Origin of the sequence: Clostridium thermarum, assembly GCF_006351925.1 — a bacterium.
Classification (GTDB): Bacteria; Bacillota; Clostridia; order Clostridiales; family Clostridiaceae; genus Clostridium_AU; species Clostridium_AU thermarum.
This window is the reverse complement of record NZ_CP040924.1, coordinates 3287590-3312859: the sequence shown is the minus strand read 5'-3', so window position 1 is coordinate 3312859 and position 25270 is coordinate 3287590. Positions and strand designations below refer to the sequence as shown.

The window sequence follows — 25270 nt, the reverse complement described above, 5'->3', positions numbered from 1 at the left end:
ATATAATGATAAATTACTCATAGAAATTTTATTTATATAATATTTTATGATTAAACTTGAGGGGACATTCTTGCTAAAGTTCTAAAAAATAAACTATTAAATTACATTTTATGTACATTAAAGTTGAAGAATGGTGTATAATTGTAAATGAGATTATAATGCTTGGGGTGACAGAGTTTTGAGATTTTTTGATATGTTGGTCTATACCATAAAGGGCATGGGTGTTTGGGATGTATTGGATATACTTGTGATATCATACATATTCTATAAGGGGTATACACTAATAAAAGAGACAAGAGCTGAACAACTAATAAAGGGTATATTATTAATCGTTATATTAATCCCTATAAGTGATTTACTGAACCTTACCATGTTTAATTTAATTTTAAATAAGACAATAACCATCGGAGTATTGTCCATAGTAATTATTTTTCAGCCGGAAATTAGAAGGGCTTTGGAGCATCTTGGGCGAACTGCATTTACTGAAAAACATATACTTTTGGAAGACGATGAAGTTATGGACAAGGTAATTACAGACCTAGTAATTGCAGTAGATAATCTATCTAAATCGAAAACCGGTGCTTTAATTGCCATTGAACAGAAAACTGGGCTAAACGATGTTATTGCCTCAGGAACAAAGATAGACGCCCTTGTTTCTGCTGCACTTCTAGAAAATATATTTGTTGTTAATACGCCTTTACATGATGGGGCAACAATTATTAGAAATGATAGAATATTGGCTTCCGGTTGTGTATTACCGCTGACAGCCAACACTGATATAAATAAGAAATTAGGAACCAGACATAGGGCTGCCATGGGGCTTACGGAAATCTCAGATGCCCTTGTGGTAATAGTTTCAGAAGAAACCGGCACAATATCGTTGTCGGTAAACGGAAAACTTACAAGAAATTACGATAAGGATAGATTAAAGGATATTCTTATCAGAATTATGAAAAGAAGACAGAGCAATAGAAACATAACTATAGGAGAGAAGGTGAAGCAGTGGATAAGAAAAAGGATAACCAAATCATCATAAGGATCATATGTGTCATTGCTTCATTTGCCTTTTGGCTATATATAGCTAACTCAGAAAATCCTGAAAGAGATGGAAGAATAATTGTACCTGTAGAACTGGAGAATATTGATGTGTTAGGCAAGTCAAAGCTTGCTTTGCTGAGCGGTCAGAAGTTTGAGGTAACTTTAAGGGTAAAGGGGCCCATGCTGGAAGTAAATGCTTTGACAGCAAGTAAGTTTTTACTTAAGGCTGACTTATCAAAATCTATTCTTACCAAGGGGATTAACAGGGTACCAGTATATGTGGAACGGTTACCCTCAGATATAGTGATTATGGACCAGGAAAGTCTCAAGGTGGATGTCATCTTGGATAATTTAATAGAGAAAAGTGTACCGGTTAAGGTAGATATACCTGTAACCACAAAACCGGGCTTTATTAGTTCTACGCCGGTACTATATCCAAGTGTAGTATATGTAAGTGGCGCAGAGCAGTATGTAAATAATGTTTCTTATGTACAAGCAAAAACCGTTCTTGAGGATATTGAGAAAGATGAGGAGCTAAACCTGCCGCTGCAGCCTATGGATGAAGCCGGAAGAGTAGTGAAGAACGTTACAATAAGTCCGCAGATTGTTAATGTGGTCATACCGGTAAAAAGGACGAAAACAGTAAAGATTAATGTGGAAACCATAGGAAACATAGCAACGGGAATGATTTTGGAAGGTATAGAAGCTGTTCCTGCTACAATAGATATTGCTGGTGAGGATGAAGTATTAGAAAGTATAACTGAAGTTAATACCGAACCAATTGATCTAGCCCTAATTACTGAGGATAAGACAATTGAGGTGAAGTTAATTCTAAATGGTTTTACTACTGTTAAGGGTGAAAATAGTATCAGTGTAAAAGTCAATGTTGATAATATTAAGCAAATGAATTTATCACCAAAAATTAAGTTTGAAAATTTAGGGGATAATTTAGAGTATACTGCTGATACTGATAGTGTTTCATTGGTATTAATGGGTGCTGAGTCCTTGATGCAACGCATAACGGAGGCCAGCATACAATGTACCGTGGATTTGAGTAATCTTGGGGAGGGAACTCACAGCGTACCTATCAGCATTAAGGTACCTGACGGAGTAAAGATAGAATCCGCATCTCCACATAATATTGATGTAGTTATTAAAAAGAAACGGCAGGAGACGGAGCTGGAAAATAATACTGGAACTGAAACCAACACCACCCATAGCTCAGAGGAAACATCTACTACTGTTGAGTAATGTGTTAGGTAAACATAAGATGGAGGAAAGACATGGCTGTAAGAATAAACAATATAGTACTAAGTATTGATGAGGACTTACACTTATTGAAAGATAAAACTGCAAAAAAGCTAAATATCTCAAAGGACAGCATAAGTGCTTTCAGAATAATAAGGGAGTCTATAGATGCCAGAAAAAAAGATAACATTAAGTTCAACTATTCTGTTGAGCTCAGTTGTACAAATGAGGAAAAGGTAGTTAAAAGAGCCAAGGACAAGGATATAAGTCTAGAGAAAGAAACACAAAGTGAAGAAATCACTCCGGGAAATCAAAAGTTGTCCCATAGACCGGTAATAGTTGGAATGGGACCTGCAGGTTTATTTGCAGGTCTCCTTTTAGCGCGTAAGGGATATAGGCCCATTATTTTTGAGCGTGGAGAAGACGTGGACTCAAGAACTAAAATTGTGGAGCATTTTTGGAACACCGGAGAATTAAAGGGCGAATCCAATGTCCAGTTTGGGGAAGGAGGAGCCGGTACTTTTTCAGATGGTAAGCTTACTACCAGAATTAAAGATAAACGATGTGATTTTGTATTGGCTGAACTGGTTAAAGCCGGTGCCCCGGAAGAGATAATTTATAGCGGAAAGCCGCATGTTGGTACAGATATACTGAAGGATGTTGTAAAAAACATAAGGCAGGAGATTATTGCTAAAGGGGGAGAGGTGCACTTTAACAGCAGGTTAGAGGACATTATCATCCAAAACAGAAAGATAGTGGCCGTCAAGGTAAATGGCAACGAAATACCCTGTGAGCTTCTTCTTTTAGCCATTGGACACAGCTCCAGAGATACCTACGAAATGCTCTATAACAGAGAAGTATTTTTATCACCTAAACCTTTTTCTATAGGCGTAAGAGTAGAACACCCACAGAAGTTTATTGATGAAGCCCAGTATGGAAAGTATGCCAATCATCCGAGACTCAGAGCTGCAGATTACAGAGTGGCTTATACACATGAGCCATTAAAGAGGTCTGTATACAGTTTTTGCATGTGTCCCGGTGGAGCTGTTGTAGCTGCGGCTTCTGAATACAATAGACTGGTGACTAATGGTATGAGCTATTATAAGAGAGATAAGGAGAATGCCAATTCCGCTCTGGTGGTTTCTGTATCACCGGAGGACTTTCAAGGTACATCTCCCCTACGGGGAATGGAGTTTCAGAGGCATTATGAGGAACTGGCCTATAGTGTTGGGGGCGGTAATTATGAAGCACCTGTTCAATTGGTAGGAGATTTTCTAAAGGATAAAAACAGTACGGCTATAGGCAAGGTTACCCCATCCTATAAGCCGGGATGGAACTTTGTGAAACTGGAGAAATGCCTTCCTAATTACGTTATAGATATGTTAAAGATCGGATTAGTTGAATTTGATAAGAAGATTAAGGGTTTTGCCATGGAGGATGCGGTACTCACTGGTATAGAAACCAGAACTTCTGCCCCAGTCAGGATTGATAGAAAGGAGAACCTCCAGAGTATATCTACCCAAGGGCTTTATCCCGTTGGAGAGGGAGCCGGCTATGCAGGAGGTATAATATCCGCTGCGGTTGATGGCCTTAGAGTAGCAGAAGAAATAGTAAAAACTTACAACAATCAAATCTGATTATTCTGAAAAATTTACATTTATATAGTTTATTTGTTAAAATATAATCAAAGCGGTTTCTACGATGATTATCGAAGTTTATTGAAGTTCGGTAGGTTTATAATCAAAATAAACCTACCGGTTCAATATATTTTTTAGGCAACATTGTAGAAAACTTAACAATCCGTCGAGTTTTATATTTGTATATAAGAAAATTCATTTCATGGTAGGAGGAATGGCGAATGGTAAAAAATTTTGATGACTTACTGGCAAAGGTAAAAAGTGGACAAATCAAGAAAGTAGCAGTAGCAGTTGCTCAGGATGAGCCTGTACTGGAAGCGGTAAAAGCTGCCCAGGAACAAGGTATAGCAGAGGCAATACTGGTTGGAGATGAAAGTGCCATTAAGAAAGTTGCGGATAAAATAGGAATGGATTTGACAAAGTTTGAAATACTCCATGAACCTAACGACATAAAGGCAGCCTTAAAAGCTGTGGAGCTTGTTTCAAAGGGCCAAGCAAACATGGTAATGAAAGGACTAGTAGATACTGCAAACTTTTTAAGAGCAGTGTTGAACAAGGAAGTTGGCTTAAGAACAGGAAGACTCATGTCTCATGTGGCAGTTTTTGAAATAAAGGGTTTTGACAGATTAATATTCTTAACAGATGCTGCATTTAACATGTATCCGGACTTGAAGGCTAAAATAGATATACTGAATAACGCAGTAGAAGTGGCGCATGCCGTTGGCATAGATACGCCAAAGGTAGCTCCTGTATGCGCCGTTGAGGTTGTAAATCCCGACATGCCTGCCACTATAGATGCCTCTATACTTTCAAAGATGAACGATAGAGGTCAAATAAAGGGCTGCATCGTTGATGGACCTTTAGCTTTAGACAACGCTATTTCAGAGGAAGCAGCCAAGCATAAAAAGGTAGGGGGACCGGTAGCGGGAAAGGCAGATATATTGTTGCTTCCTAATATCGATGCAGCCAATGTAATGTACAAGACCCTTACCTATACTTCAGAATCAAGAAACGGCGGAATTTTAGTGGGAACCTCAGCACCGGTAATATTGACATCAAGGGCAGACAGCTTTGAAACCAAGACCTACTCCATAGCACTGGCAGCCTTAGTTGCACAGAAGTAGTTAGCAATTAATAATTAAAATATAAGGGGGATATAATAATGTCATTTAAGCTTTTGATTATCAATCCTGGATCGACGTCCACAAAAATTGGTGTATATGAAGATGAAAAGGCAATCCTCGTTGAGACATTGAGACATGAGACTGAGGAGATAGAGAAGTACAACTCAATAGCAGATCAGTTTGAATTTAGAAAAGAAGTCATATTAAAGGTACTAAAGGAAAAGAACTTTGATATTACCACTCTAAATGCAGTAGTTGGAAGGGGAGGATTGTTAAAGCCTATTCCAGGTGGTACATATGCTGTTAATGACAGAATGTTAGAGGATATTAGAGCAGAAATCAGAGGACAGCATGCATCAAATTTAGGTGCCCTAATTGCAAATGAAATTGCAGCGGAGCTCAATATTCCGGCTTATATAGTAGACCCTGTAGTAGTTGATGAGCTGGATGATATAGCAAGAATCTCAGGTATGCCTGAAATAGAGAGAACAAGTATCTTCCATGCTCTAAATCAAAAGGCTGTGGCTAAGAGATATGCAAAAGAGAAGGGAAAGAAATATGAAGAGCTTAACTTAATTGTTGCCCACATGGGCGGTGGAGTTTCTGTGGGAGCTCACAAGAAGGGCAGAATAGTTGATGTTAATAATGCCCTTGACGGGGAAGGACCATACTCACCGGAAAGAAGTGGAGGAGTTCCTGTAGGAGACCTGGTAAGGATGTGCTACAGCGGTAAGTATACATATGAGGAGATGAAGAAGAAGATCACCGGTAAGGGGGGATTTGTGGCATACCTTGGAACCAATAGTGCTCTGGAAGTTGAAAAGGCTGCCTTGGCCGGAGAACCTAAGGCTAAGCTGATTCATGATGCTATGGGTTATCAGGTTGCAAAGGAAATTGGAAGCTGTGCCTCTGTACTTTGTGGTAAGGTTGATGCTATAATATTAACAGGTGGCATGGCTTACGGAAAACCAATGATAGATGTAATAAGCGAGCGAGTTTCCTTCATTGCACCTATAGTGGTTTACCCCGGTGAAGATGAACTTCTTGCTCTTGCACAGGGAGCAATACGGGTGCTTAGCGGGGAGGAAGAAGCTAAAATATACCAATAGAATAGGGAGTGTCTATGAGTAGAATAAGGATTTTTACAGGTCACTTTGGTAGTGGGAAGACAGAGATTGCAATTAACTTTGCAAGGGGGTTGGCCTTACAAAACATAAAAACCTGTTTGGTAGACATCGATATCGTTAATCCGTATTTCTGCGTAAGAGACTTAAGAGAAGAATTAGAAGAAGTGGGGATTAGGTTAATAGCATCTAATCCCCATTTTTCAAATGCAGAATTAGCGGTAGTTCCGGCAGAAGTGGTTTCGGTCTTTAACGATAAGAGCAGGCATGTTATAATAGATGTAGGAGGTGATGATTCAGGAGCGGCAGTGTTAGGAAGGTATTATCAGTACTTTACACTGGAACCTTATGAAATGTATTTTGTCATAAATAATAATAGGCCTTTTACCTCTAATTTAGAGGATACGAAGGAATATATAAAGACTATAGAAAGAGCCTCAAGGTTAAAAGTAACCCACCTAATATCCAATACGAATATGTCCTATGAAACTACAGTGGAGGACATACTAAAGGGGGATAAACTAGCAGGGGAGCTTTCAAAAGAACTTAATATACCTTACAGGTATACAGTTTGTAAAAGAGATTTTATAGATGAGATAAAGGGAAAGGTTGCGGGAGAGATCCTGCCCATAGATATTTATATGAGGCCTGAGTGGCTTTAGGAATTATTTGGGGGACAGTCAATCTTTGACGGACATCAGCGTATGATATATTGACAAACGTTATGTAAACGATTCACCGTTGGGCTATTAGGGGGACAATTTAGCAGTAAGGAGGAATTTATAGTGCCTAAAGTTATGTTTCGAGAAGAAAGATGTAAGGGCTGTGGACATTGTATAGCAGTGTGCCCTAAAAAGATTATAGGATTTTCAGACAGGCTAAATAATAAAGGATACCATCCGGCCTATATACCAGAGGGTAGGATGAAGGAGTGTATCGGATGTGCCTCCTGTGGAAGAATGTGTCCAGATCTAGTTATTACGGTGGAGAAGTAGGAGGAGTTAACGTGAGTGAAAAAGTATTAATGAAAGGCAATGAGGCCTTAGGTGAGGCTGCTATAAGGGCTAACTGTCAGTGTTTCTTTGGATATCCAATTACACCGCAGACAGAGCTAGCTGCATATATGTCAAGGAGAATGCCTCAGGTTGGAAGAGTATTCTTACAGGCAGAAAGCGAAATTGCTGCAATAAATATGGTATATGGTGCTGCCGGAACCGGAGTAAGAGTTATGACTTCCTCCTCCAGCCCTGGAATAAGCTTAAAGGCTGAAGGTATATCCTATATCGCCGGAAGTGAGCTTCCCTGCGTCATAGTAAATATAGTAAGGGGAGGCCCGGGGCTTGGTGGAATTCAACCTGCCCAGTCAGACTATTTTCAGGCTACAAAGGGTGGCGCTCATGGAGATTTTAATATGCCTGTATATGCGCCGGCTTCAATTCAAGAAATGGTAGACCTTGTGCAAGAGGCTTTTGATATAGCTGATATCTATAGAACTCCCTGTATGATTATGGGAGACGGAATGCTTGGACAAATGATGGAACCGGTAGAATTTAAGGAAAGGGCAGGAAGACCTTTACCGGAGAAGGACTGGGCTGCTTCAGGTCTTGGCAACAGAAAAGTGCACAATGTGATTAACTCCTTGCATCTTAATCCTGAAGAACTAGAAAAGCACAACAATAAGCTCCAGGCTAAATATCAGCTTATAAAGGAAAGAGAAGTAAGATATGAGACGTATAACTGCCAGGAAAGCTGTGACATAATACTTGTAGCCTATGGAACAACCGCCAGAATCTGCAGAAACACTATTAAAATGGCGGAAACTGAAGGCATAAAAGTTGGACTTATCAGACCAATTACCCTATGGCCATTTCCTGTAGAAGCTTTTGAAAAAACAATAAATAATACCCTTTATGGTTATCTTTCCGTTGAAATGAGCTGTGGACAGATGGTAGAGGATGTTAGATTGGCAGTTAACGGCAGAAAGCAGGTTAATTTTTATGGAAGGTCCGGTGGTATGGTTCCTCGCCCTCAAGACATCTTGGAGAAAATTGAAGCTATTGTTGAGAAAAAACAATGTGATGAGCAGGGGAGGGCTGTATAATGGCAATAGTATTTGAACCAACTAAGGCACTGTTAGACGTACCTACTCATTACTGTCCCGGATGTACCCATGGAATAATCCATAGGCTGATTGGGGAAGTGATAGAGGAACTAAACATCTTGGATAAGACTATAGGGGTAGCTCCGGTAGGTTGCTCGGTTTTGGCTTATGACTATTTTGCCTGTGACATGTTCCAGGCTGCCCACGGCAGGGCTCCGGCAGTAGCTACGGGGATTAAAAGAGCGCAGCCGGATAAAGTGGTATTTACCTATCAGGGAGATGGAGACCTGGCTGCTATTGGTACTGCAGAAATTGTTCATGCAGCAGCAAGAGGAGAGAATATAGTAAGTATTTTCGTCAATAACTGCATATACGGTATGACCGGAGGACAGATGGCTCCAACCACGCTGCCATGTCAGGTAACGGAAACTTCACCCTACGGCAGAGATATTAAAACTCAAGGGCATCCTATAAGGGTTTCTGAGATGATAGCCACTCTGGATGGAGCATGTTACGTGGAAAGAGTCTCAGTAGATAGTGTTCCAAATGTAATTAAAACCAAGAAAGCTATAAAGAAGGCCTTTGAAAATGCAATAGCAGGGAAAGGATTTTCTATGGTAGAGGTATTATCTATATGTCCAACTAATTGGGGCTTATCTACGGTAGAATCTCTTAAATGGCTGAGAGAAAATATGATTCCATACTACGCGCTGGGTGTAAAAAAAGATCTGACAAATGCAGAAAAAGCAGAGGAGGCGAGATAATGGCAACCTTTGAAATTCTTTTTGCAGGCTTTGGAGGGCAGGGTATTTTATCTATGGGTAAGTTTCTTGCCTATGCAGGAATGGAGGAAGGAAAAAATGTTTCCTGGCTTCCATCCTATGGACCGGAAATGAGAGGCGGTACCGCTAACTGTTCCGTAATTGTTTCAGATGAAGGTGTAGGGTCACCGGTGGTTACTTCCCCAGATATATTGGTTGTCATGAATAGACCGTCTTTAGATAAATTTGAAGCAACCATAAAACCCGGTGGTATTCTTATTATGGATTCGGACTTAGTGAATAGAGAACCCATTAGAGAGGATATAAAAGTAATAAAGATACCTGCTCAGACTACTGCCGCAGAATTAGGCAGCAGAACTATAGCCAATATGGTACTCATGGGAGCGCTAATAGATGAATCCGCTGTAGTTTCACTAGAGTCAATGTTGAAGTCTTTGGCAGACCATGGTAAAAGCAGCTATTTTGAGATAAATAAAAAAGCCTTAGAAGTCTATAGTAGTGTTAAAATTTAACAAGGGATATAGTAAAAAAGTTTTGTTCATAGTATAAATAGCCATGAACAAAACTTTTTCAATTTTGGAATTTTTTATATTCATCTATGTCGCATGGAGTAAGTTCTTCTGGAACTACTTTATTTTCTGATATTTCTTCTGCTACATCTTCTGTAGAGTTATATCGAAAGAGCTATTATTTTCTTCTTCCTTACATCCTGTTAAAATAGATGAAACAACACAAATAGCTAAGGAAATAAGTTTCTTAATCATAATCACCTCTTTTCATTTTTCCAATATAATGGCCACAATTGTGTAAAAAATGTATTTATTACTTAATATATCGTATTATTTAATTTGTATAGTGACTAACATAACAAAATTGAGCGTTATTTATGTTTCGTAGTCTTTGTTGTCGAATGGAGAGTGAAATAAATAATACTTGCAATAAGATAACTCAATGTACATAATGCTGGTGGATAAAATGGATTCTAGTTCAATAAAAGACAAACCTAATTATTCAAAGAAGTTAGTTGTATAAATGGTCATGAACACAACTTTTTGCTTTCTATAATTTAAAATTAGCAAAGAGAGTTAAACTACAATTATTTTTAAAGAAACTAACATTTTAATATTTACAACGTAACAATGTTATGTTACACTGGTTTTAACAAAGAGGATAAAGGAGGAAATAAGGTGGAAGAGGAACTGATATCCAAGAAAGATCTGCTTAGAGAAACAGGTATCTCCTATGGACAACTGTACCGATGGAAGAGAAAAAATCTTATCCCTGAAGAGTGGTTTATTAGAAAATCCGTCTTCACAGGCCAAGAAACCTTCTTTCCTAGAGAAAAAATACTGGAAAGAATCAATAGAATATTGAATATGAAAGAAGGTGTATCTCTAGACGACTTAGCACAACAGTTTTCTGCTAAAACAACAGAACTAAACATTGATAAAGACTTAGCTATTTCACAAAACATTGTTACGCAAAATATCGTATTTTTGTATGAAGGTATCTATGGAGAGAAAGAAAGCTTTAGTTTTGATGAATTACTCCATATGAGGATGGCTGAAAAGTACCTCTTGCTGGGAGAAATAAGTTTTGAAGAGACTAAGGATTTAATAATTACTTTACAGGAAAATTATAAGAGCTTCAAAGATAAGGATTATGAAATCATGCTGATAAGAAAGTTCGGTGTTGCACTTGCATTAATTGCAGCAGTACCTTCGGAGGTCTATACAGGCCAAGGAGGAAAGCTTGTGCTTAAAGCCACTGCGTCAGCTTTTATAGAGGAATTACAGTCAAAAATTGAACAACATAATAAAAATATGTAAGGAGGTTTATATATGGCCAATGATAATAACAAAGATAAGTTTGAAGGAAAGTCAGATTTAAAAATATCCGGTTCCTCCACTTCTCAGGGGGGAATATTTAATAATGTTAAGATTAGCGGCAGTGCCACAATTAATGGTGATATAGAGTGCGTGGACATGAGTACCAGCGGCTATTCAAAGGTTGTAGGCAATATAAGCTCCGGTGAAATAAGTACCAGTGGTATGTGTAAAGTTAGTGGAAATGTTGAGGCTACACTTGTGAAAACAAGTGGTACAAATCATGTAGGCGGTAATGTCAAGGTTGAAGAATTAAGGACCAGCGGTACATCAAAAATTGGAGGGGACGTACAAGCAGGAATAATTGATATATCTGGAAGTGTAAGTATAGGGGGCAATGTGCACGCTGAAAATATAGTCGTTAGCGGATTAATAACCATTGGTGGTGATTGTGAGAGCGAGAGATTTGAAACCAGCGGAGATTTTAGAATTGGTGGATTACTTAATGCAGGAACTATTAAGGTTAGAATTAGTGGTAAAAGTAACGTAAGAGAGATCGGTGGAGAGAAAATAGAAGTGCAGCGATTAAAGCACAGGGGCTTAATGGGCATAGAAAGGATAATTAAAAATCTTTTCAACATTGAAGCTAAACTAAATTGTGAAAGTATTGAGGGTGACGAAATTTTCCTTGAGGATACAAGTGCAAGGATAGTGAGAGGAAATAATATCACAATTGGCAGAGGTTGTGAGATTGATACAGTAGAGTACACAGGAACCTTAAATACAATTGAGGATGCTATAGTGAAAAATGTAAGGATGTTATAAAAATCAGCAAGTGCTGATTTTTATTTTTGAATATTTATATTAACAATATTAATATTTTATATTTTAAATATTAAAAAAATAAAATATTATATTAAAATATTTAAGAATGCTATTGAATTTTATTATTTATAGAATTATAATGTAATCATGGAAGGGAAGTGATGCTATGGAATATAAAGTAATAAGCAGATGCCCTGTATGCAGCGGAAAAATGAAGGTAATAAAACTGAAATGCAGCAATTGCGATACAGTTATAGAAAATAATTTTGCCTTGTCTAAGTTTGAATATCTCAGTGCTGAACAGCTGAATTTCATCGAGACCTTTGTAAGATGCAGAGGCAATATCAAAGATGTTGAAAGAGAATTGGGTATTTCGTATCCCACTGTCAGGGCAAAGTTGGATGACGTCATTGATGCTCTAGGCTATGAGGTAGTAAAAAAACCTTCTGTGGAAAGTAAGAAGATTATTGATATGCTGGAACGGGGAGAAATCACTGCAGACCAGGCACTAAATATGCTCAAGGAAGATTAGCTTTTCAAAGAAAAACATTGGATTGGTATATAAGGAGGATTATTATGAATGAAGAAATATTACGGGTTTTAAAGATGGTAGAAGAGGGAAAGATAGACAGCCAAAAAGGTGCTCAACTTATAGAGGCTTTAAAAGTCAGTAAAAAAGAGACAGAAACTCAAGTTCGGGTGTTTACAGACAGTAAGGAAAATGTAAGAAATAAGGACCTGATGCTAAAAATAAAAGTAAAAGATGAAGATGGAAATAAGGTTAATGTGAATCTTCCTGTAAAGTTTGTATCCGGCATAATCTCAGCTACAGGAAGACTACCAGTTAACCTGCAGGGGGTAGAAGGTGTGGATATTAATGGGTTGACAAATGCATTGAATGAAGCCATTAATTCAGGAATGGTTGGTAAGATAGTAGACATAGAATCAGAAGACGGGGATGTTGTAGAAATTACTATTGAATAGTATAGAGGGGCCACAATCAGCCATGGCTCATAAGGGGGTAAATATGAGAATACATGTAAGAGAAGTAAATGGTGTTAAGCTGTCAATTCCGTTCCCTTTATCACTGATGGTATTTATGTTGAGACGCTGTAAAGGAATTATAGCAAGTGCTGCAAAAGGTATTGATTCCAGAGCGGTGGACTATATTGATTACGTTGACTACGAACAGCTTGCTATTGCTTTGGAAGAACTAAAAGAATACAAGGGACTGAAACTTGTAGAAATAGTATCTGAAAATGGTGATGAAATAGTAATTGAAATATGATTTGAGAGGTGTTTTATGGTTAAGATGGTAGAAGTTAAGGATTTGAGAAAAGTATTTATTTCTAAAAAGAAAAAGCTCTTTAGGACAGTGGAGAAAAAGGAATTCATTGCTGTTCAGGGAGTGAGCTTTCATATCCACAAAGGGGAAGTATTTGGTTTATTAGGACCCAATGGGGCAGGAAAGACCACTACCATCAAAATGATAACCGGCCTTTTAAGGCCCACTTCGGGGACGGTTCATGTTAATGGGATAGATGTGGACAAGAAGCCTATGGAGGCCCTTGGTAATATAGGTACGGTTTTGGCCGGAGACCGAAGCATATACTGGAAGTTAACTGGAAGAGAAAATTTGGAATACTTTGCAGCACTTTATGGATGTAACAGAAAAGAGGCAGTTAAGAGGGCTGAAAAGATACTAAACAGACTGAACTTCGGAGAAAAGGCCGATGAGCTGGTTGAAAAGTACTCCACAGGAATGAAGCAGAAAATAGCTCTGGGAAAGGCCTTGATTCCCGAAGCTCCGGTAGTACTTTTGGATGAGCCTACCTTAGGGCTGGATCCACAATCTGCCTTAAATCTGAGGGAAATAATACTGGAAATTAAGAAAGAAGGAAAGGCTGTATTGCTTACCACTCACTATATGGAAGAAGCGGATTTTCTCTGTGACAGGGTAGCTATTATAGATGATGGGAAGATAATAGCGCTTGATACACCGGAAAATTTGAAAAACAGCATAAAAGATGATAAAAATACTGAACCGTCCCTGGAAGATGTATTTATACACCTCACCGGAAAGAATCTTAGAGATGAGGTGAACTCATGAACAGATTCAGAACTATTGCAGCGGTAGCGAGAAAGGATATTGCTCAGTACTTCAGATATCCTTCCTGGTTTGTTCAGCTTTTAATATGGCCGGCTATTTTTCCCCTGATCTATATACTAAGTGCCCTGGGAATGGCAGGACCAAGCCAGGAAGGACTAGAGGCCTATAAAAGCATCACCGGAACTGATAGCTTTATGGGGTTTATAGTAATTGGAACTATGACCTATATGTGGGCAAACGTAACCATGTGGTCCTTTGGAACTTACCTTAGAAATGAACAAAACAGGGGAACCTTGGAGTCAAATTGGCTCTGTCCTATAAATAAATTCGATATATTAATTGGTGGCTCTGTAATAAGTATAATCAATGCCATATTTTTATCTGTAGTATCCATAATAGAGTATAAAATAATATATAAGATTAACTTTACAGGCAATGTCTTTATGTGGATCTTGATGTTTATTATATTAATGCCTGCAGTTTATGGACTAAGCTCCATATTTGCAAGCTTGGTATTGTGGGTTAAAGAGACAAATTCCCTGGTTCAGTTAGTACGAGGACTTATCATGATACTTTGTGGAATAAGCTTCCCCATATCTGTTATGCCGCAGTGGATGCAGTACTTAGCTAAGCTTCTGCCCTTTACCTTTGGAATATCCGCTGCCAGAACAGTAATGGTCAATGGGGGAACTTTGGGAGATGCTTATAATGATATAATATTCTGTGTAGTAGAAGGCATGATTTATCTTCTTATAGGCAGAATGTGCTTTGCTGCCGTAGAAAGAAAAGTAAAAGTAACGGGATCTTTGGATCGCTTTTAAGGAGGGATATTATGTATATTAGAAGAAATTTAATTGCCGCAAAAGCACGTTTCTTAATAAGTCTAAAAATATACTTTAGGTATCCCTTAAAGATGCTGCAGATATTTATAGACCCAATTATATGGTTGGCTCCTTTTTACTTTATGGGAAAGACCTTTGCCTCAGGGGGAGACTTAAAAGGGTTTGAGCAATATACAGGAAATTCAGATTTTATGGGTTTTTTAGTTGTAGGATATATGATTACTGCCTATATAAATACAGCCTTTTGGGGACTTGGCTACTCACTTAAGGAGGAAATGTGGCAAGGGGTATTAGAATCTAATTGGAGTGCTCCGGTGAACAGAATTAATTTGCTGGTAAGCAGGTCTATCTTTGATTTTGCAGCAGTGACCTTTGAAAATGTAATTACAGGCATTGTATGCTATTTCGCCTTTGGCTTTACCATAACTCCGGCAATACTAAAATTTCTGGCTTTTCTAATACCTGGGGTTATCGGAATGCTGGGTATTGGTATAGCTATCGCCTCTCTGGTACTCTTGGCTAAGGAGGCCAATGGAATAATAGACGTTTCAAGTTCATTGATATCCGGAATGTCCGGAAGCTTTTTCCCAATAAAGGTCATGCCTCGAATATTTATGATAGTAGCCTTGGCACTTCCTCTTACTTATTTAAATGACTCTTCAAGAGCAATTCTTATAGGTCAAGAGCCAATAATGCCAATGAAATATCAGTTTATTATAATATTATTGAGTATGTTCGTACTATTATTTATTGGAAGCTTTGTATTTTATTCTGTAGAAAAAAGGTGCAGGATGAAGGGGGAGTTATCCGGGCATTGAGGAGTAAGGCGATGTTGCTCTTTTCAATGAATAATGAATAATGTTGGATGAAGTTCAGTTGAGCTGAATTTTTATAAAAATCAAAACTGCGTTGCAACGCAGTTTTATTTGTTTAGGCGGTAACTAGATATGGTTCTAGAATAAATTACTACTTCTATGGCTACCCTTGTCATTTTGATTTTTTAAAGCCAGGTATGCACCAACGCCAATACCAATCAGGGTAGCTGCAGTCTTTACATTTGGCATTACGCTGTGATGCTTTTTCTTATTAGGCATCAGCATTGAAACTATAGCTCCTGCCCCCATTATTTCTTTTATCATCAAAATCCCTCCTTTTGGTTTTGAGTTTAGTTTGCTCTTTATGGGTTAAGATTATCCTTTGAGGTAAATTAAGAATATATGTTAATTATTATTGTGTCACGATTTCTATATTTATGATATAATGAAATATGTATAATTTTTATAAAATACATAAGGAACTAATAATACTAACATAAAAAAGCGAGGTAAGAATTAATGGGTAGAATGTTTGGCACCGATGGCGTAAGAGGTATTGCCAATGAAGAGTTGACAGCGGAATTGGCTTATAGCTTAGGAAGAGCCGGAGCTTTTGTACTTACGGAGGGAACTCATAAACCAAAGATACTTGTAGGTATGGATACAAGAATATCCTGTGATATGCTGGAGTCAGCCTTAGTTGCGGGTATTTTATCTGTTGGAGCGGAGGCTGTTTGTGTTGGAATTGTACCTACACCGGCTATAGCATATCTAACAAGAAAGTATAAAGCAGATGCCGGTGTAATGATATCAGCATCACACAATCCGGTGGAATACAACGGTATTAAGTTCTTTAATGGAAATGGGTATAAGCTTTCAGATGATTTGGAGGATAGAATTCAAAGTGTAATAGAAGGCGGCTTTGAGGGCGTTCCGTCACCGGTTGGTGGAGAGCTTGGAAGAAAGATAATAGAAGAGGGAGCTTTAGAGGATTATATCGCATATGCCAAGTCAACCATCGATGTGAATTTAAAAGGCCTAAAGATAGCTCTTGATTGTGCTAACGGCGCTGCCTATGAAGCAGCGGTTGAAACCTTCAGAAGCCTTGGAGCAGAAGTAGTAGTTATAAATAATGATCCGGATGGTGTTAACATAAATGATAAATGTGGTTCAACACATCCTGAAGAACTTATGGATTATGTGGTGAGGAAGCAGTGTGATTTAGGTTTGGCCTTTGATGGTGATGCAGACCGATGCCTTTGTGTAGATGAAAAGGGTAACCTGGTGCATGGAGATTTTATGATGGCCATTGCTGCAAAATATCTCAAGCAGCAGGGGAGATTAAATGATAATGCTTTAGTGGTGACTGTTATGAGTAACTTAGGCTTAGATATAGCAATGCAAAAGGAAGGCATAAGGACTGTTAAAACAAAGGTCGGAGACAGATACGTCCTTGAAGAAATGGTTAAGTACGGTTATAAACTGGGGGGAGAACAATCAGGACATATTATATTCCTTGATTATAATACCACAGGAGATGGACTGGTAACCGGTCTTCAGATGGCTGCTATAATTAAAAAGAGCGGAAAAACTATGTCAGACCTTGCCTCTATGATGAAGGAGCTGCCACAGGTATTAGTAAACGCAAAGATACCAAATCATATGAAAAACATCCATGAAACTGATGTTGAAATAGTAGAGGAGATTAAAAAGATAGAAGAGGCTCTTCATGGTTGTGGAAGAGTATTGATTAGACCTTCCGGAACAGAACCCTTGGTAAGAGTTATGCTTGAGGGTGAAAATCAAGAGGAAATAGATAAGATGGCTCATGACCTTGCAAATCTGATACAGACAAAGGCCAATAAATAATTAAAAAGGACTGTGGTAAATGCTGCCACAGTTTTTTTATATATAAAAAGATTTTAGTGTTTTACATAATATGGACTAAATTTAAATGTATAATACAGCAGACAAGGATGAAAGTGTACGGAAAGCATAGGTTTCAACAGAATTATACACCAGAAATGCAAATTTTGAATATTGACCAAAGGGTGTTAAAAAAATATAATGTAATGGACAGCTAATGTTAGGAACAAAATAATATTTGACTACATAGAATTAACTATAAAAGATTTTTCTTAAAATGGGTAAGATCTTTTATGTGTTTCTTCATGGTAAGCTGTTAAATTATCTAGTAGCCACCAGGAAGGTAGGCCCTTTATAAAAAAATAGGAAAGGAGGACAGTTGAAAACTGAAGGATTTTATAGCGCCAGAACTTATGCTTAGGCATAAGTTGACGAGGATGGGGAGTATCGAAAATTCGGCGGATGCCCCACGGTATGACACTACCGTTAAAGATTGATAAAACCGTGAAGTGATTTGCGGAACAACATCAATCGGGTGTGTATTCCTTTCGTTGCCTAGAATTTTGGTTTGTGAGGAATTATTGCATAAAGGGCAAAAGCAGATAACTGACCACAGGTATCAGGTATCTGTTTTGGTGGCTTATTCTCAAAAAATAAGTCATATGAAAGGATGAATAAAAATGTGTGGAATAGTAGGTTATATCGGAAAAAGAGAAGCAAGTCCATTTTTGATTGAGGGATTATCAAAATTAGAATATCGAGGTTATGATTCAGCCGGAATTGCTGTGATAAATAATGGAGAATTAAAGGTATCTAAATGTAAGGGAAGACTGGCAAATTTAGAGGACAGGATAAAAAATGATCCGGTGAAAGGAACTTTAGGTATAGGGCACACCAGATGGGCAACTCATGGGGAGCCTTCAGATGTGAACTCACATCCCCATACAAACACTAATGGTACTATAAGTGTAGTTCATAATGGTATAATAGAAAACTACCTTAGTATCAAGGAATGGCTGATTAAAAAGGGATATGAATTTTATACAGAAACAGATACTGAAGTTATACCAAACCTGGTTGATTACTATTACAAGGGAGACATCTTAGAAGCGGTTATGAAAGCTGTTTCTAAGATGGAAGGAAGCTATGCCATAGGTGTAGTTACTACAGAGGAACCTGATAAACTGGTTGCCGTAAGAAAGGATAGTCCGCTAATAGTTGGATTGGGTCAGGATGAGTACTATATTGCATCTGATATCCCAGCAGTTTTAAATCATACACGAGATGTATATTTCTTGAATGATAAGGAATTTGTTTTACTGACAAGAGAGGGTGTAAAAATTCTTTCTCAGGATGGAGAGGAAATAAAGAAGGAGGTATACCATGTTACATGGAATGCCGATGCTGCTGAAAAGGGCGGCTATGAACACTTCATGCTGAAAGAGATCCATGAGCAGCCAAAGGCATTGAGAGATACAATGACCTCCAGAATAATTCCCGGTAAGCCAATACAGCTGGACGATATAACAATAACATCTGAACAGATAAAGAATATAAAGAGGATATATATAATTGCCTGCGGAACTGCATATCATGCAGGGGTAGTGGGTAAGTATGCCATAGAAAAGCTTGCGAGAATACCTGTAGAAATAGAGGTAGCATCAGAGTTCAGATATAGGGATCCGATAATAGATGAAAGTACCCTATTAATAGCTGTGAGCCAATCCGGTGAAACAGCAGATACACTTGCAGCACTGAGACTTGCTAAGCAAAAGGGGGCAAGGGTAATTGCAATAACAAACGTTGTTGGAAGCTCTATTTCAAGAGAAGCAGATGATGTATTATATACCTGGGCAGGCCCAGAGATTGCAGTTGCTTCCACTAAAGCATATACAACACAGCTTATAGCTATGTATATAATAGCCCTGTTCTTCGCTCAAAACAAAGGAACCTTGAGTAATGAAGAAATAGAGGAAATAAAGAGGGAAATGCTCACTCTTCCGGAAAAGACAGAAGAAGTCTTGAAGACCAAGGACGTTGTCCAAAAGTTTGCTTCCAAGAACTATATGCACAAGGATATGTTCTTCTTGGGAAGAGGCCTTGACTATGCAGTGGCAATGGAAGGTTCCTTAAAGCTTAAGGAAATATCCTATATCCATTCAGAGGCCTATGCTGCCGGTGAATTAAAGCATGGTACCATAGCTTTAATCGAGCCGGGGACAGCAGTTATAGCTCTAGCTACTCAAGAGGATATCTATGATAAGATGGTAAGTAATATAAGAGAAGTAACTACCAGAGGGGCTAAGGTTTTAGGCTTTGCCTTTGAAGGTCATACAGAAATAGAAAAGACTGTGGACCTGGCAAGATATATACCAAAGACTTTGCCAATATTAGCACCGGTACTTTCAGTAGTTCCACTGCAATTGCTTGCTTACTATATGGCAACTATAAAGGGCTGCGACGTAGACAAGCCACGTAATTTAGCTAAATCAGTTACTGTTGAATAATTAAAAGAGAGAACGTCCATAGGTTTGTGTAAAATAGAAAAGACATGCTATTCTTTATTTGGAAATTATTACTGAGGTAAAACTCAGTAATAATTTTAATTTTTTGGGGAATTACTAAAAATAGATAGTGTAGCCTTTTGTTGATATTATTTTGTGCAATATTTTTATTATTATACATAAATATTCTAAATAGTACAGGCTTCTCAATTACAGATATTGTTCAAGCCTTTCATCAAACCGTATACTAAGTTGTGCCAGTGTGCTGGCCCAATTCTGGATAGGTGCGGTCCATTTAAGCATTATCTGCTCCGTGGCAAGATATAGAGCCTTTATAAGAGAATCATCAGTAGGAAATACTGTCCGAATCTTTGTAAACTTTCTAAGTTGTCTATTAAAACCTTCCAATGCATTGGTCGTATAGATTATCTTTCGTATTTCCGGTGGAAAATCAAAGTAAGTAGACAAGTTCTCCCAATTGTTTTTCCATGATTGTATAACTATTGGATACTTATCTCCCCACTTTTCCTCTAGCACTTGCAATGACTGAACTGCCATTGACTCATTTACGGCTTGGTACACAGTCTTTAAATCCTTCAAAAAGGCGTTCATATCCTTTGAGGGGATATACTTTATAGAGTTTCTTATCTGATGTACTATGCAGTTCTGAATATTAACTACTGGGAAAACAGCTTTAATTGCATCTGGAAGCCCTTTAAGACCATCCATACAGGCTATGAATATATCCTGAACCCCTCTGTTTTTCAAGTCATTACAAACTGATAACCAGAATTTTGCTCCCTCGTGTTCACCAATCCATATTCCAAGAATGTCCTTACGGCCCTTCAAATCTAGGGCCATACAAACATAGGCTGCTTTAGTAATTATTCTATGATCCTCCCTTACTTTAAAATGAACAGCATCCATGTATACTATGGGATACAGCGGATCTAGGGCCCTGTTCTGCCAGGCAACAACTGTATCCATTACTTTATCAGTGATCTTAGAAATCATTGCTGGGGAAATATCTACCCCGTACAGTTCATCTATTTCTGATTTAATGTCATCCACAGACATACCTCTAGCATAAAGGCCTATAACCTTCTTATCAAGCTCATTGCACACAGTTTCATATTTTCTGACTATCTTTGGCTCAAATTCTGCTTTTCTGTCTCTTGGAACATCTACTGCAACTTCTCCAAAGCTAGTTTTTATATTCTTTGAACTATACCCATTCCTATAATTTTTATCAACATCCTCTTGTCTCTCATACTTTTTTCGGCTAAGGTGTTCCTCCATCTCTGCCTCTAGAAACTGCTGTATTATCCCTCCAAACAATCTCTGCATTAATCCATTCTTGCCAACAAGGTCCTCCATGTTCTTACATTTACTCAATTCCTTATTCAAATCTATATCTGGTAATTCTAATAGGTTCATTTTTTATACTCCTCTCAAAAATATTTTATAGTTATTATTTCCACAATTACCAGCTACACATACATAAAAAGAGCATACATAGATTTGATTTACACAAATCTATGTATGCTCCCCCAAAATTTGATTTGATAGGTCTTATCTATATAATACCTGTAAATCAAAACTGAATGGAGTGATTTTTTATGAGAAATGTAACGATTTTTGGGAATTTCACTATATTAGAAACTTTTATGCTTAATGGCGTGCAAGTTGATAAAGGCTTTGATGAGAGGCTGGATATATTTTATAGAGTAAATTTTTGCATTGAAAATAGTGAAGATAGTTTTAATGATACTTTTATAGATTGTTACTATAGAAATATTGATGATTTCAAGAAGGACATGGGGAATTATATTGGGTAAAGCACTCTTAGACGTTAGGACGAATGAAACATATGCTACTTTTTACATGTCAAATAAAAATATAACTGTAAAATAGCACGGATATAAGCATTTTATATTATAATTAAAGAATAGATTGATTTTAATATGAATAAAGTGGAAGGAGTCTAACTTAAAATGGAAAAGCAGTTTGAGTGTTTAAGGTGTAAAGAGCAAATGAAGTATCTGAAAGAATACCGCTTTGATTCCCAGGATAATAATAGGGGAATATTGGGAGCCTTATTTGATATTGAAGAACATTTGACTTTTGACATATATGTCTGCCCTAAATGCAGACATACAGAGTTTTTCTTTACAGGAGCAAGGGAAGGGTTTGATGAATGGAATGACTGGTAAAGGTATTCTTTAATGTTATTGTAATGCTTATTTCATGTGTTTATGGTGTAAGGGGGCAGGGTGATAAAGACAATGAACTGTACAGAACTGGCTTTAAAAGAATTTTTGGTCAGAGCAAAAAGGAATACATATGCTGGAGATGGGGTTCTTTCTGTATCTTCAAGGCCGAACTCAAAGGATTTACACTATAGTGAAGGGGATTTAATATACATAGACTCTTACTTCGGGAGTGCTGATTTTATTGGCGAAGAAGTGGTATTTGAAAATCAAAAGCTCATATGGGGTATGAATTACTATGGGAAGATGCTCGTTGATGAAGTTGCGCCAGGATTCAGCAAATGCTTGAAAAGTGCATTAAAGGCAGTTCCTGTTGAAAAACCATTCAGAGGACCTGCTTTATTTGAACAGGGTAGGTTTGTTTATAAATGTTCATGGCAGGGAGATATATCTGAGTTTAACGGGCATGAGGCAATATACTTTGATGGTATTGAAATATATAGATTGTCTTTTCATGGCGGATATATAAAATAATAGTATTAAATATTTTACACACAACGAAAACAAAAACTTTTTATGGAGGCATTATCCAAAACCGATGCTTGAGATAATAAGTTGCAGCAGAAGAACGGATATTCCCGCGTTTTATTATGATTGGCTTCAGGAAAGTCTGAAAAATAAATATGTAATGGTAAAAAATCCTTACAATAAGTCAACATATATGGTGGATTTATCTCCTGAAAGGGTGCACTCAATTTGCCTTTGGTCAAAGTCGTTAGCCAATGTACTTAAAAACCCTGGATATTTGTCGCTGTATAATCTGTACTTTCAGTTTACAATCACAGGCTACTCTAAATTCCTGGAGCCAAATGTTGTTGATACAAATGAGGCAGTCAGGCAGATGGAACAACTGGCTCAAAAGTACTCACCTAATCAAATAAACTGGAGATTTGACCCTATTATTCTTAGTATTAAAGGAGAGAAAAGCCCAACACCAGATAACTTTGAAATAGCAAGGCTGAAGGTGTTTGAGGCTTTATGCAGGGATATTTCTTCCTTTGGGGTAAATCGGTGTACCATAAGTTTTCTTTGCCTGTATAAAAAAGTGGAACAAAGAATGAAAGCATCGAAGTTTACCTATTTGATTCCTTCACAGCAACAGCAGATTGAATTTGTAAGCGAATTAGTGGAGATTGCAGATAAATATGGGGTTACAATTTATACATGCACCAGCCCCATTATTGAAGGAGTACCTGGAGTGAACAAGGGCCATTGTATAGACGGGGCCTATCTTGAAGAATTGTTTGGTAAAAGAGCGTCCCATACGAAAGATAAAGGGCAAAGAAAAGAATGCGGATGTACCAGGTCAAGAGATATTGGAGCATATAGTGGGCAGAGTTGTGGGCATGGGTGCCTTTATTGCTATGCGAGATAATTGAATATATCACTATTATGGGAGGAGGATATTTATGTTTATAGAGAATAACCCTGAGGATAAGGTTTATAGAGATTTAATTGATTTGGCTTTTGATATCTGTGATGAATTCATTTTAGTGGTAAGACGTGATATAGATATATCAGACAATATTAATAATGTTCTCGAAAAATTAAAGCCATTTTTAAAAGAAGTAAAAGAACAGTTTGAATGGCCAGGAACAATAACTTTATGTGAACAACCAGCATTAGTGTACTATTATAGTACTGATAACAACGCTAAAGAAATATTAAAGCAAACATCGAATTCCTTGCATGAGTGGCTTCAACCGAACCTGCCAGAGGATTTATGTTTTATAAAAAATTCTAAGCCGTGGTTAATAAATACTTCACATGAAAGATTAAGTTATATTTTAACAGAAGACAAAGAAGACATTAACCGAATTATAAAAATCAAAGGCTTGAAAATAAAATTATAGTAAATATTTTGTACTTATCTCAATAGATGGGTAGAATCCAAATGTATGGATAAAGAATGTGAATTTTGCAAAAACAGACCTGAAAAGCCTTTATAAATTCTTGCTTTAATATTATTTTGGACAGCATGGAAAGTAAATGAAAGTAGTAAAGGGATATAAACAATCTTTGAAGCATGAAGTTATAAATAATTTTAAAAATATTAAGGAACTTGAAAAGAGTATATGGTCCTCTTTATACTGTAGTGAAGTTATATAAACAGGGATTTCATAATAATAGGGAGGGCTTATTCTATGCTTTTGAAGGTGGAAAAAGTTTATGCGAAAATAAATGAGGAAAATATTCAAATCGCAATTCCTAAAAAAATCATTATTTAGTTTATTACAGCAGGTAGATAGACATCGTGAGATGGTAAGTTACGAAGAAGAGATAGTAAATAACTTTGCAATCCGTGATTATATTAGTAATACAGAGATGTTAATGGTCAAATTACTTATCTTAATGGCCGAACCATATGGTAAAAAGGAAATTATTTTGGATATAAACATTGCAGAGTTTCTGGTCTTGAGGGATTTGGTATTTTGCAATTTCTCATTACCACATCTAAGAACAAAGATGAAGCCTTATATCCAACATGCATATAAGAGGTTTTATGATGATATTGAAAACATCTTCGGAATGATAGACAGCGATGAAGTAAAAGCATATTGGGATTATATTAAGAATTACAGAATAAAAGGTTGCATTCTTCATTAGGTAATAGGGAAAAGGCATTAGCAGGAATTAAATTCTGCCGATGCTTTTTTCTTATAGAAAATTTTACAACTGAAAAGATAACCTCAAAAGTTTGTAAAAATATTTTTTACAAACTGTATCTTTTTTTACACTTTTGGTGTATAATATAGCAGGAGGTGTAAAAAATGAGCATTGAATTATTGTTTGAAAATAGAAAACTAATTGGCGAAAATATATTAAATATCATTAAAGACAATGGATATACAAAGTCTTCCTTTTCAAGGCTTACTAATATTTCACGGCCTACTTTAGATAAATTAATCAAAGGAGAAGTCGACAGCCTTGCTACATTCAAAACCCATATTCAAAAGATTTTAGACAGCCAGGACATGGATGAAGAACAACTACTAAACTATGTTCCAAAGTACAAGACAAAAAAGGAACTTGTTTTTGCGCTGTCTGACAATGCTCCAGAGAATCATGCCCTTAAACCTAATGCTCAAGAGATGTTTGGTATTTTAGAGGATATAGTTCATATGTGCGAACTATATTACAATTAAGAAGGTGCAGAT

General features: G+C 37.2%; 29 protein-coding genes. 27 read left to right on the top strand and 2 right to left on the bottom strand.

What is annotated here, in order from left to right:
• Positions 1-178: 178 nt before the first annotated feature.
• The 18 genes from cdaA (at position 179) to FHY60_RS15050 (ending at position 15475) form a co-directional block, all read left to right on the top strand.
• Entirely contained in the window at positions 179-1036 is an 858-nt protein-coding gene (cdaA, locus tag FHY60_RS15135; protein ID WP_139905820.1) for a diadenylate cyclase CdaA, read from the top strand.
• Positions 1003-2289, top strand: a complete 1287-nt coding sequence (locus FHY60_RS15130) for a CdaR family protein (protein ID WP_139905819.1) — start codon at positions 1003-1005, stop codon at positions 2287-2289. Before cdaA ends, FHY60_RS15130 begins: the two co-directional genes overlap by 34 nt.
• A gap of 32 nt (positions 2290-2321) precedes the next feature.
• On the top strand, positions 2322-3923 hold the full coding sequence (locus FHY60_RS15125) for an NAD(P)/FAD-dependent oxidoreductase (RefSeq protein ID WP_139905818.1): 1602 nt from the start codon (positions 2322-2324) through the stop codon (positions 3921-3923).
• A 221-nt stretch (positions 3924-4144) separates the two neighbouring features.
• Positions 4145-5047: a phosphate butyryltransferase gene (ptb, locus tag FHY60_RS15120; RefSeq protein ID WP_139905817.1), complete on the top strand. Its 903-nt coding sequence runs from the start codon at positions 4145-4147 to the stop codon at positions 5045-5047.
• A gap of 38 nt (positions 5048-5085) precedes the next feature.
• Positions 5086-6156 (top strand): butyrate kinase, encoded by a 1071-nt coding sequence (gene buk, locus FHY60_RS15115; protein WP_139905816.1) that lies wholly within the window; start codon positions 5086-5088, stop codon positions 6154-6156.
• 14 nt (positions 6157-6170) lie between these two features.
• Positions 6171-6833, top strand: coding sequence for a CpaE/TadZ family protein (locus FHY60_RS15110; protein ID WP_139905815.1), 663 nt, complete (start codon positions 6171-6173; stop codon positions 6831-6833).
• A 123-nt stretch (positions 6834-6956) separates the two neighbouring features.
• Positions 6957-7166: a 4Fe-4S dicluster domain-containing protein gene (locus FHY60_RS15105; RefSeq protein ID WP_139905814.1), complete on the top strand. Its 210-nt coding sequence runs from the start codon at positions 6957-6959 to the stop codon at positions 7164-7166.
• A gap of 11 nt (positions 7167-7177) precedes the next feature.
• Positions 7178-8272 (top strand): 3-methyl-2-oxobutanoate dehydrogenase subunit VorB, encoded by a 1095-nt coding sequence (locus FHY60_RS15100; protein WP_139905813.1) that lies wholly within the window; start codon positions 7178-7180, stop codon positions 8270-8272.
• Complete coding sequence (locus FHY60_RS15095) at positions 8272-9036, top strand: thiamine pyrophosphate-dependent enzyme (RefSeq protein ID WP_139905812.1); 765 nt, start codon at positions 8272-8274, stop codon at positions 9034-9036. Before FHY60_RS15100 ends, FHY60_RS15095 begins: the two co-directional genes overlap by 1 nt.
• On the top strand, positions 9036-9566 hold the full coding sequence (locus tag FHY60_RS15090) for a 2-oxoacid:acceptor oxidoreductase family protein (RefSeq protein WP_139905811.1): 531 nt from the start codon (positions 9036-9038) through the stop codon (positions 9564-9566). The genes FHY60_RS15095 and FHY60_RS15090 overlap by 1 nt, the downstream gene beginning before the upstream one ends.
• A 675-nt stretch (positions 9567-10241) precedes the next feature.
• Positions 10242-10883: a YhbD family protein gene (locus FHY60_RS15085; protein WP_207671432.1), complete on the top strand. Its 642-nt coding sequence runs from the start codon at positions 10242-10244 to the stop codon at positions 10881-10883.
• 12 nt (positions 10884-10895) lie between these two features.
• Positions 10896-11705, top strand: a complete 810-nt coding sequence (locus tag FHY60_RS15080) for a cell shape determination protein CcmA (RefSeq protein WP_139905809.1) — start codon at positions 10896-10898, stop codon at positions 11703-11705.
• Positions 11706-11871: 166 nt separating this feature from the next.
• Positions 11872-12237: a DUF2089 domain-containing protein gene (locus FHY60_RS15075; RefSeq protein ID WP_139905808.1), complete on the top strand. Its 366-nt coding sequence runs from the start codon at positions 11872-11874 to the stop codon at positions 12235-12237.
• A 44-nt stretch (positions 12238-12281) separates the two neighbouring features.
• On the top strand, positions 12282-12689 hold the full coding sequence (locus tag FHY60_RS15070) for an SHOCT-like domain-containing protein (RefSeq protein ID WP_139905807.1): 408 nt from the start codon (positions 12282-12284) through the stop codon (positions 12687-12689).
• A gap of 43 nt (positions 12690-12732) precedes the next feature.
• Complete coding sequence (locus tag FHY60_RS15065) at positions 12733-12993, top strand: hypothetical protein (protein WP_139905806.1); 261 nt, start codon at positions 12733-12735, stop codon at positions 12991-12993.
• Positions 12994-13008: 15 nt separating this feature from the next.
• Positions 13009-13815: an ABC transporter ATP-binding protein gene (locus FHY60_RS15060; protein WP_139905805.1), complete on the top strand. Its 807-nt coding sequence runs from the start codon at positions 13009-13011 to the stop codon at positions 13813-13815.
• Positions 13812-14636, top strand: coding sequence for an ABC transporter permease (locus tag FHY60_RS15055; RefSeq protein WP_139905804.1), 825 nt, complete (start codon positions 13812-13814; stop codon positions 14634-14636). Before FHY60_RS15060 ends, FHY60_RS15055 begins: the two co-directional genes overlap by 4 nt.
• An 11-nt stretch (positions 14637-14647) precedes the next feature.
• Positions 14648-15475, top strand: coding sequence for an ABC transporter permease (locus tag FHY60_RS15050; protein WP_139905803.1), 828 nt, complete (start codon positions 14648-14650; stop codon positions 15473-15475).
• 135 nt (positions 15476-15610) lie between these two features.
• Here the strand turns inward: FHY60_RS15050 and FHY60_RS15045 are convergent, their stop codons facing one another.
• On the bottom strand, positions 15611-15796 hold the full coding sequence (locus FHY60_RS15045; protein WP_139905802.1) for a hypothetical protein: 186 nt from the start codon (positions 15794-15796) through the stop codon (positions 15611-15613).
• Between the two features lie 195 nt (positions 15797-15991).
• Here FHY60_RS15045 and glmM point away from each other — a divergent pair, with 195 nt between their 5' ends.
• Positions 15992-17341: a phosphoglucosamine mutase gene (gene glmM, locus FHY60_RS15040; protein ID WP_139905801.1), complete on the top strand. Its 1350-nt coding sequence runs from the start codon at positions 15992-15994 to the stop codon at positions 17339-17341.
• Positions 17342-18018: 677 nt separating this feature from the next.
• On the top strand, positions 18019-19845 hold the full coding sequence (glmS, locus tag FHY60_RS15035; protein ID WP_139905800.1) for a glutamine--fructose-6-phosphate transaminase (isomerizing): 1827 nt from the start codon (positions 18019-18021) through the stop codon (positions 19843-19845).
• Positions 19846-20052: 207 nt separating this feature from the next.
• Here the strand turns inward: glmS and FHY60_RS15030 are convergent, their stop codons facing one another.
• Positions 20053-21279, bottom strand: coding sequence for an IS256 family transposase (locus FHY60_RS15030; protein WP_139905486.1), 1227 nt, complete (start codon positions 21277-21279; stop codon positions 20053-20055).
• A 182-nt stretch (positions 21280-21461) separates the two neighbouring features.
• Between FHY60_RS15030 and FHY60_RS15025 the strand changes: the two genes are divergently transcribed.
• The 7 genes from FHY60_RS15025 (at position 21462) to FHY60_RS14995 (ending at position 25258) form a co-directional block, all read left to right on the top strand.
• Entirely contained in the window at positions 21462-21680 is a 219-nt protein-coding gene (locus tag FHY60_RS15025; RefSeq protein ID WP_139905799.1) for a hypothetical protein, read from the top strand.
• 156 nt (positions 21681-21836) lie between these two features.
• On the top strand, positions 21837-22055 hold the full coding sequence (locus tag FHY60_RS15020) for a hypothetical protein (protein WP_034843433.1): 219 nt from the start codon (positions 21837-21839) through the stop codon (positions 22053-22055).
• A gap of 72 nt (positions 22056-22127) precedes the next feature.
• Positions 22128-22586, top strand: coding sequence for a DUF5680 domain-containing protein (locus FHY60_RS15015; protein ID WP_139905798.1), 459 nt, complete (start codon positions 22128-22130; stop codon positions 22584-22586).
• A 64-nt stretch (positions 22587-22650) separates the two neighbouring features.
• Positions 22651-23487 carry a DUF1848 domain-containing protein gene (locus tag FHY60_RS15010; RefSeq protein WP_139905797.1) on the top strand — a complete coding sequence of 279 codons (837 nt, stop codon included), beginning with the start codon at positions 22651-22653 and terminating at the stop codon, positions 23485-23487.
• Between the two features lie 34 nt (positions 23488-23521).
• Entirely contained in the window at positions 23522-23965 is a 444-nt protein-coding gene (locus tag FHY60_RS15005; RefSeq protein WP_139905796.1) for a stage III sporulation protein AH, read from the top strand.
• A 406-nt stretch (positions 23966-24371) separates the two neighbouring features.
• The gene (locus FHY60_RS18145) at positions 24372-24719 is read left to right on the top strand and encodes a hypothetical protein (protein WP_243122163.1); all 348 of its coding nucleotides are present in this window, start codon (positions 24372-24374) and stop codon (positions 24717-24719) included.
• 164 nt (positions 24720-24883) lie between these two features.
• Positions 24884-25258 carry a helix-turn-helix domain-containing protein gene (locus tag FHY60_RS14995; protein WP_139905795.1) on the top strand — a complete coding sequence of 125 codons (375 nt, stop codon included), beginning with the start codon at positions 24884-24886 and terminating at the stop codon, positions 25256-25258.
• Positions 25259-25270: the final 12 nt, after the last annotated feature.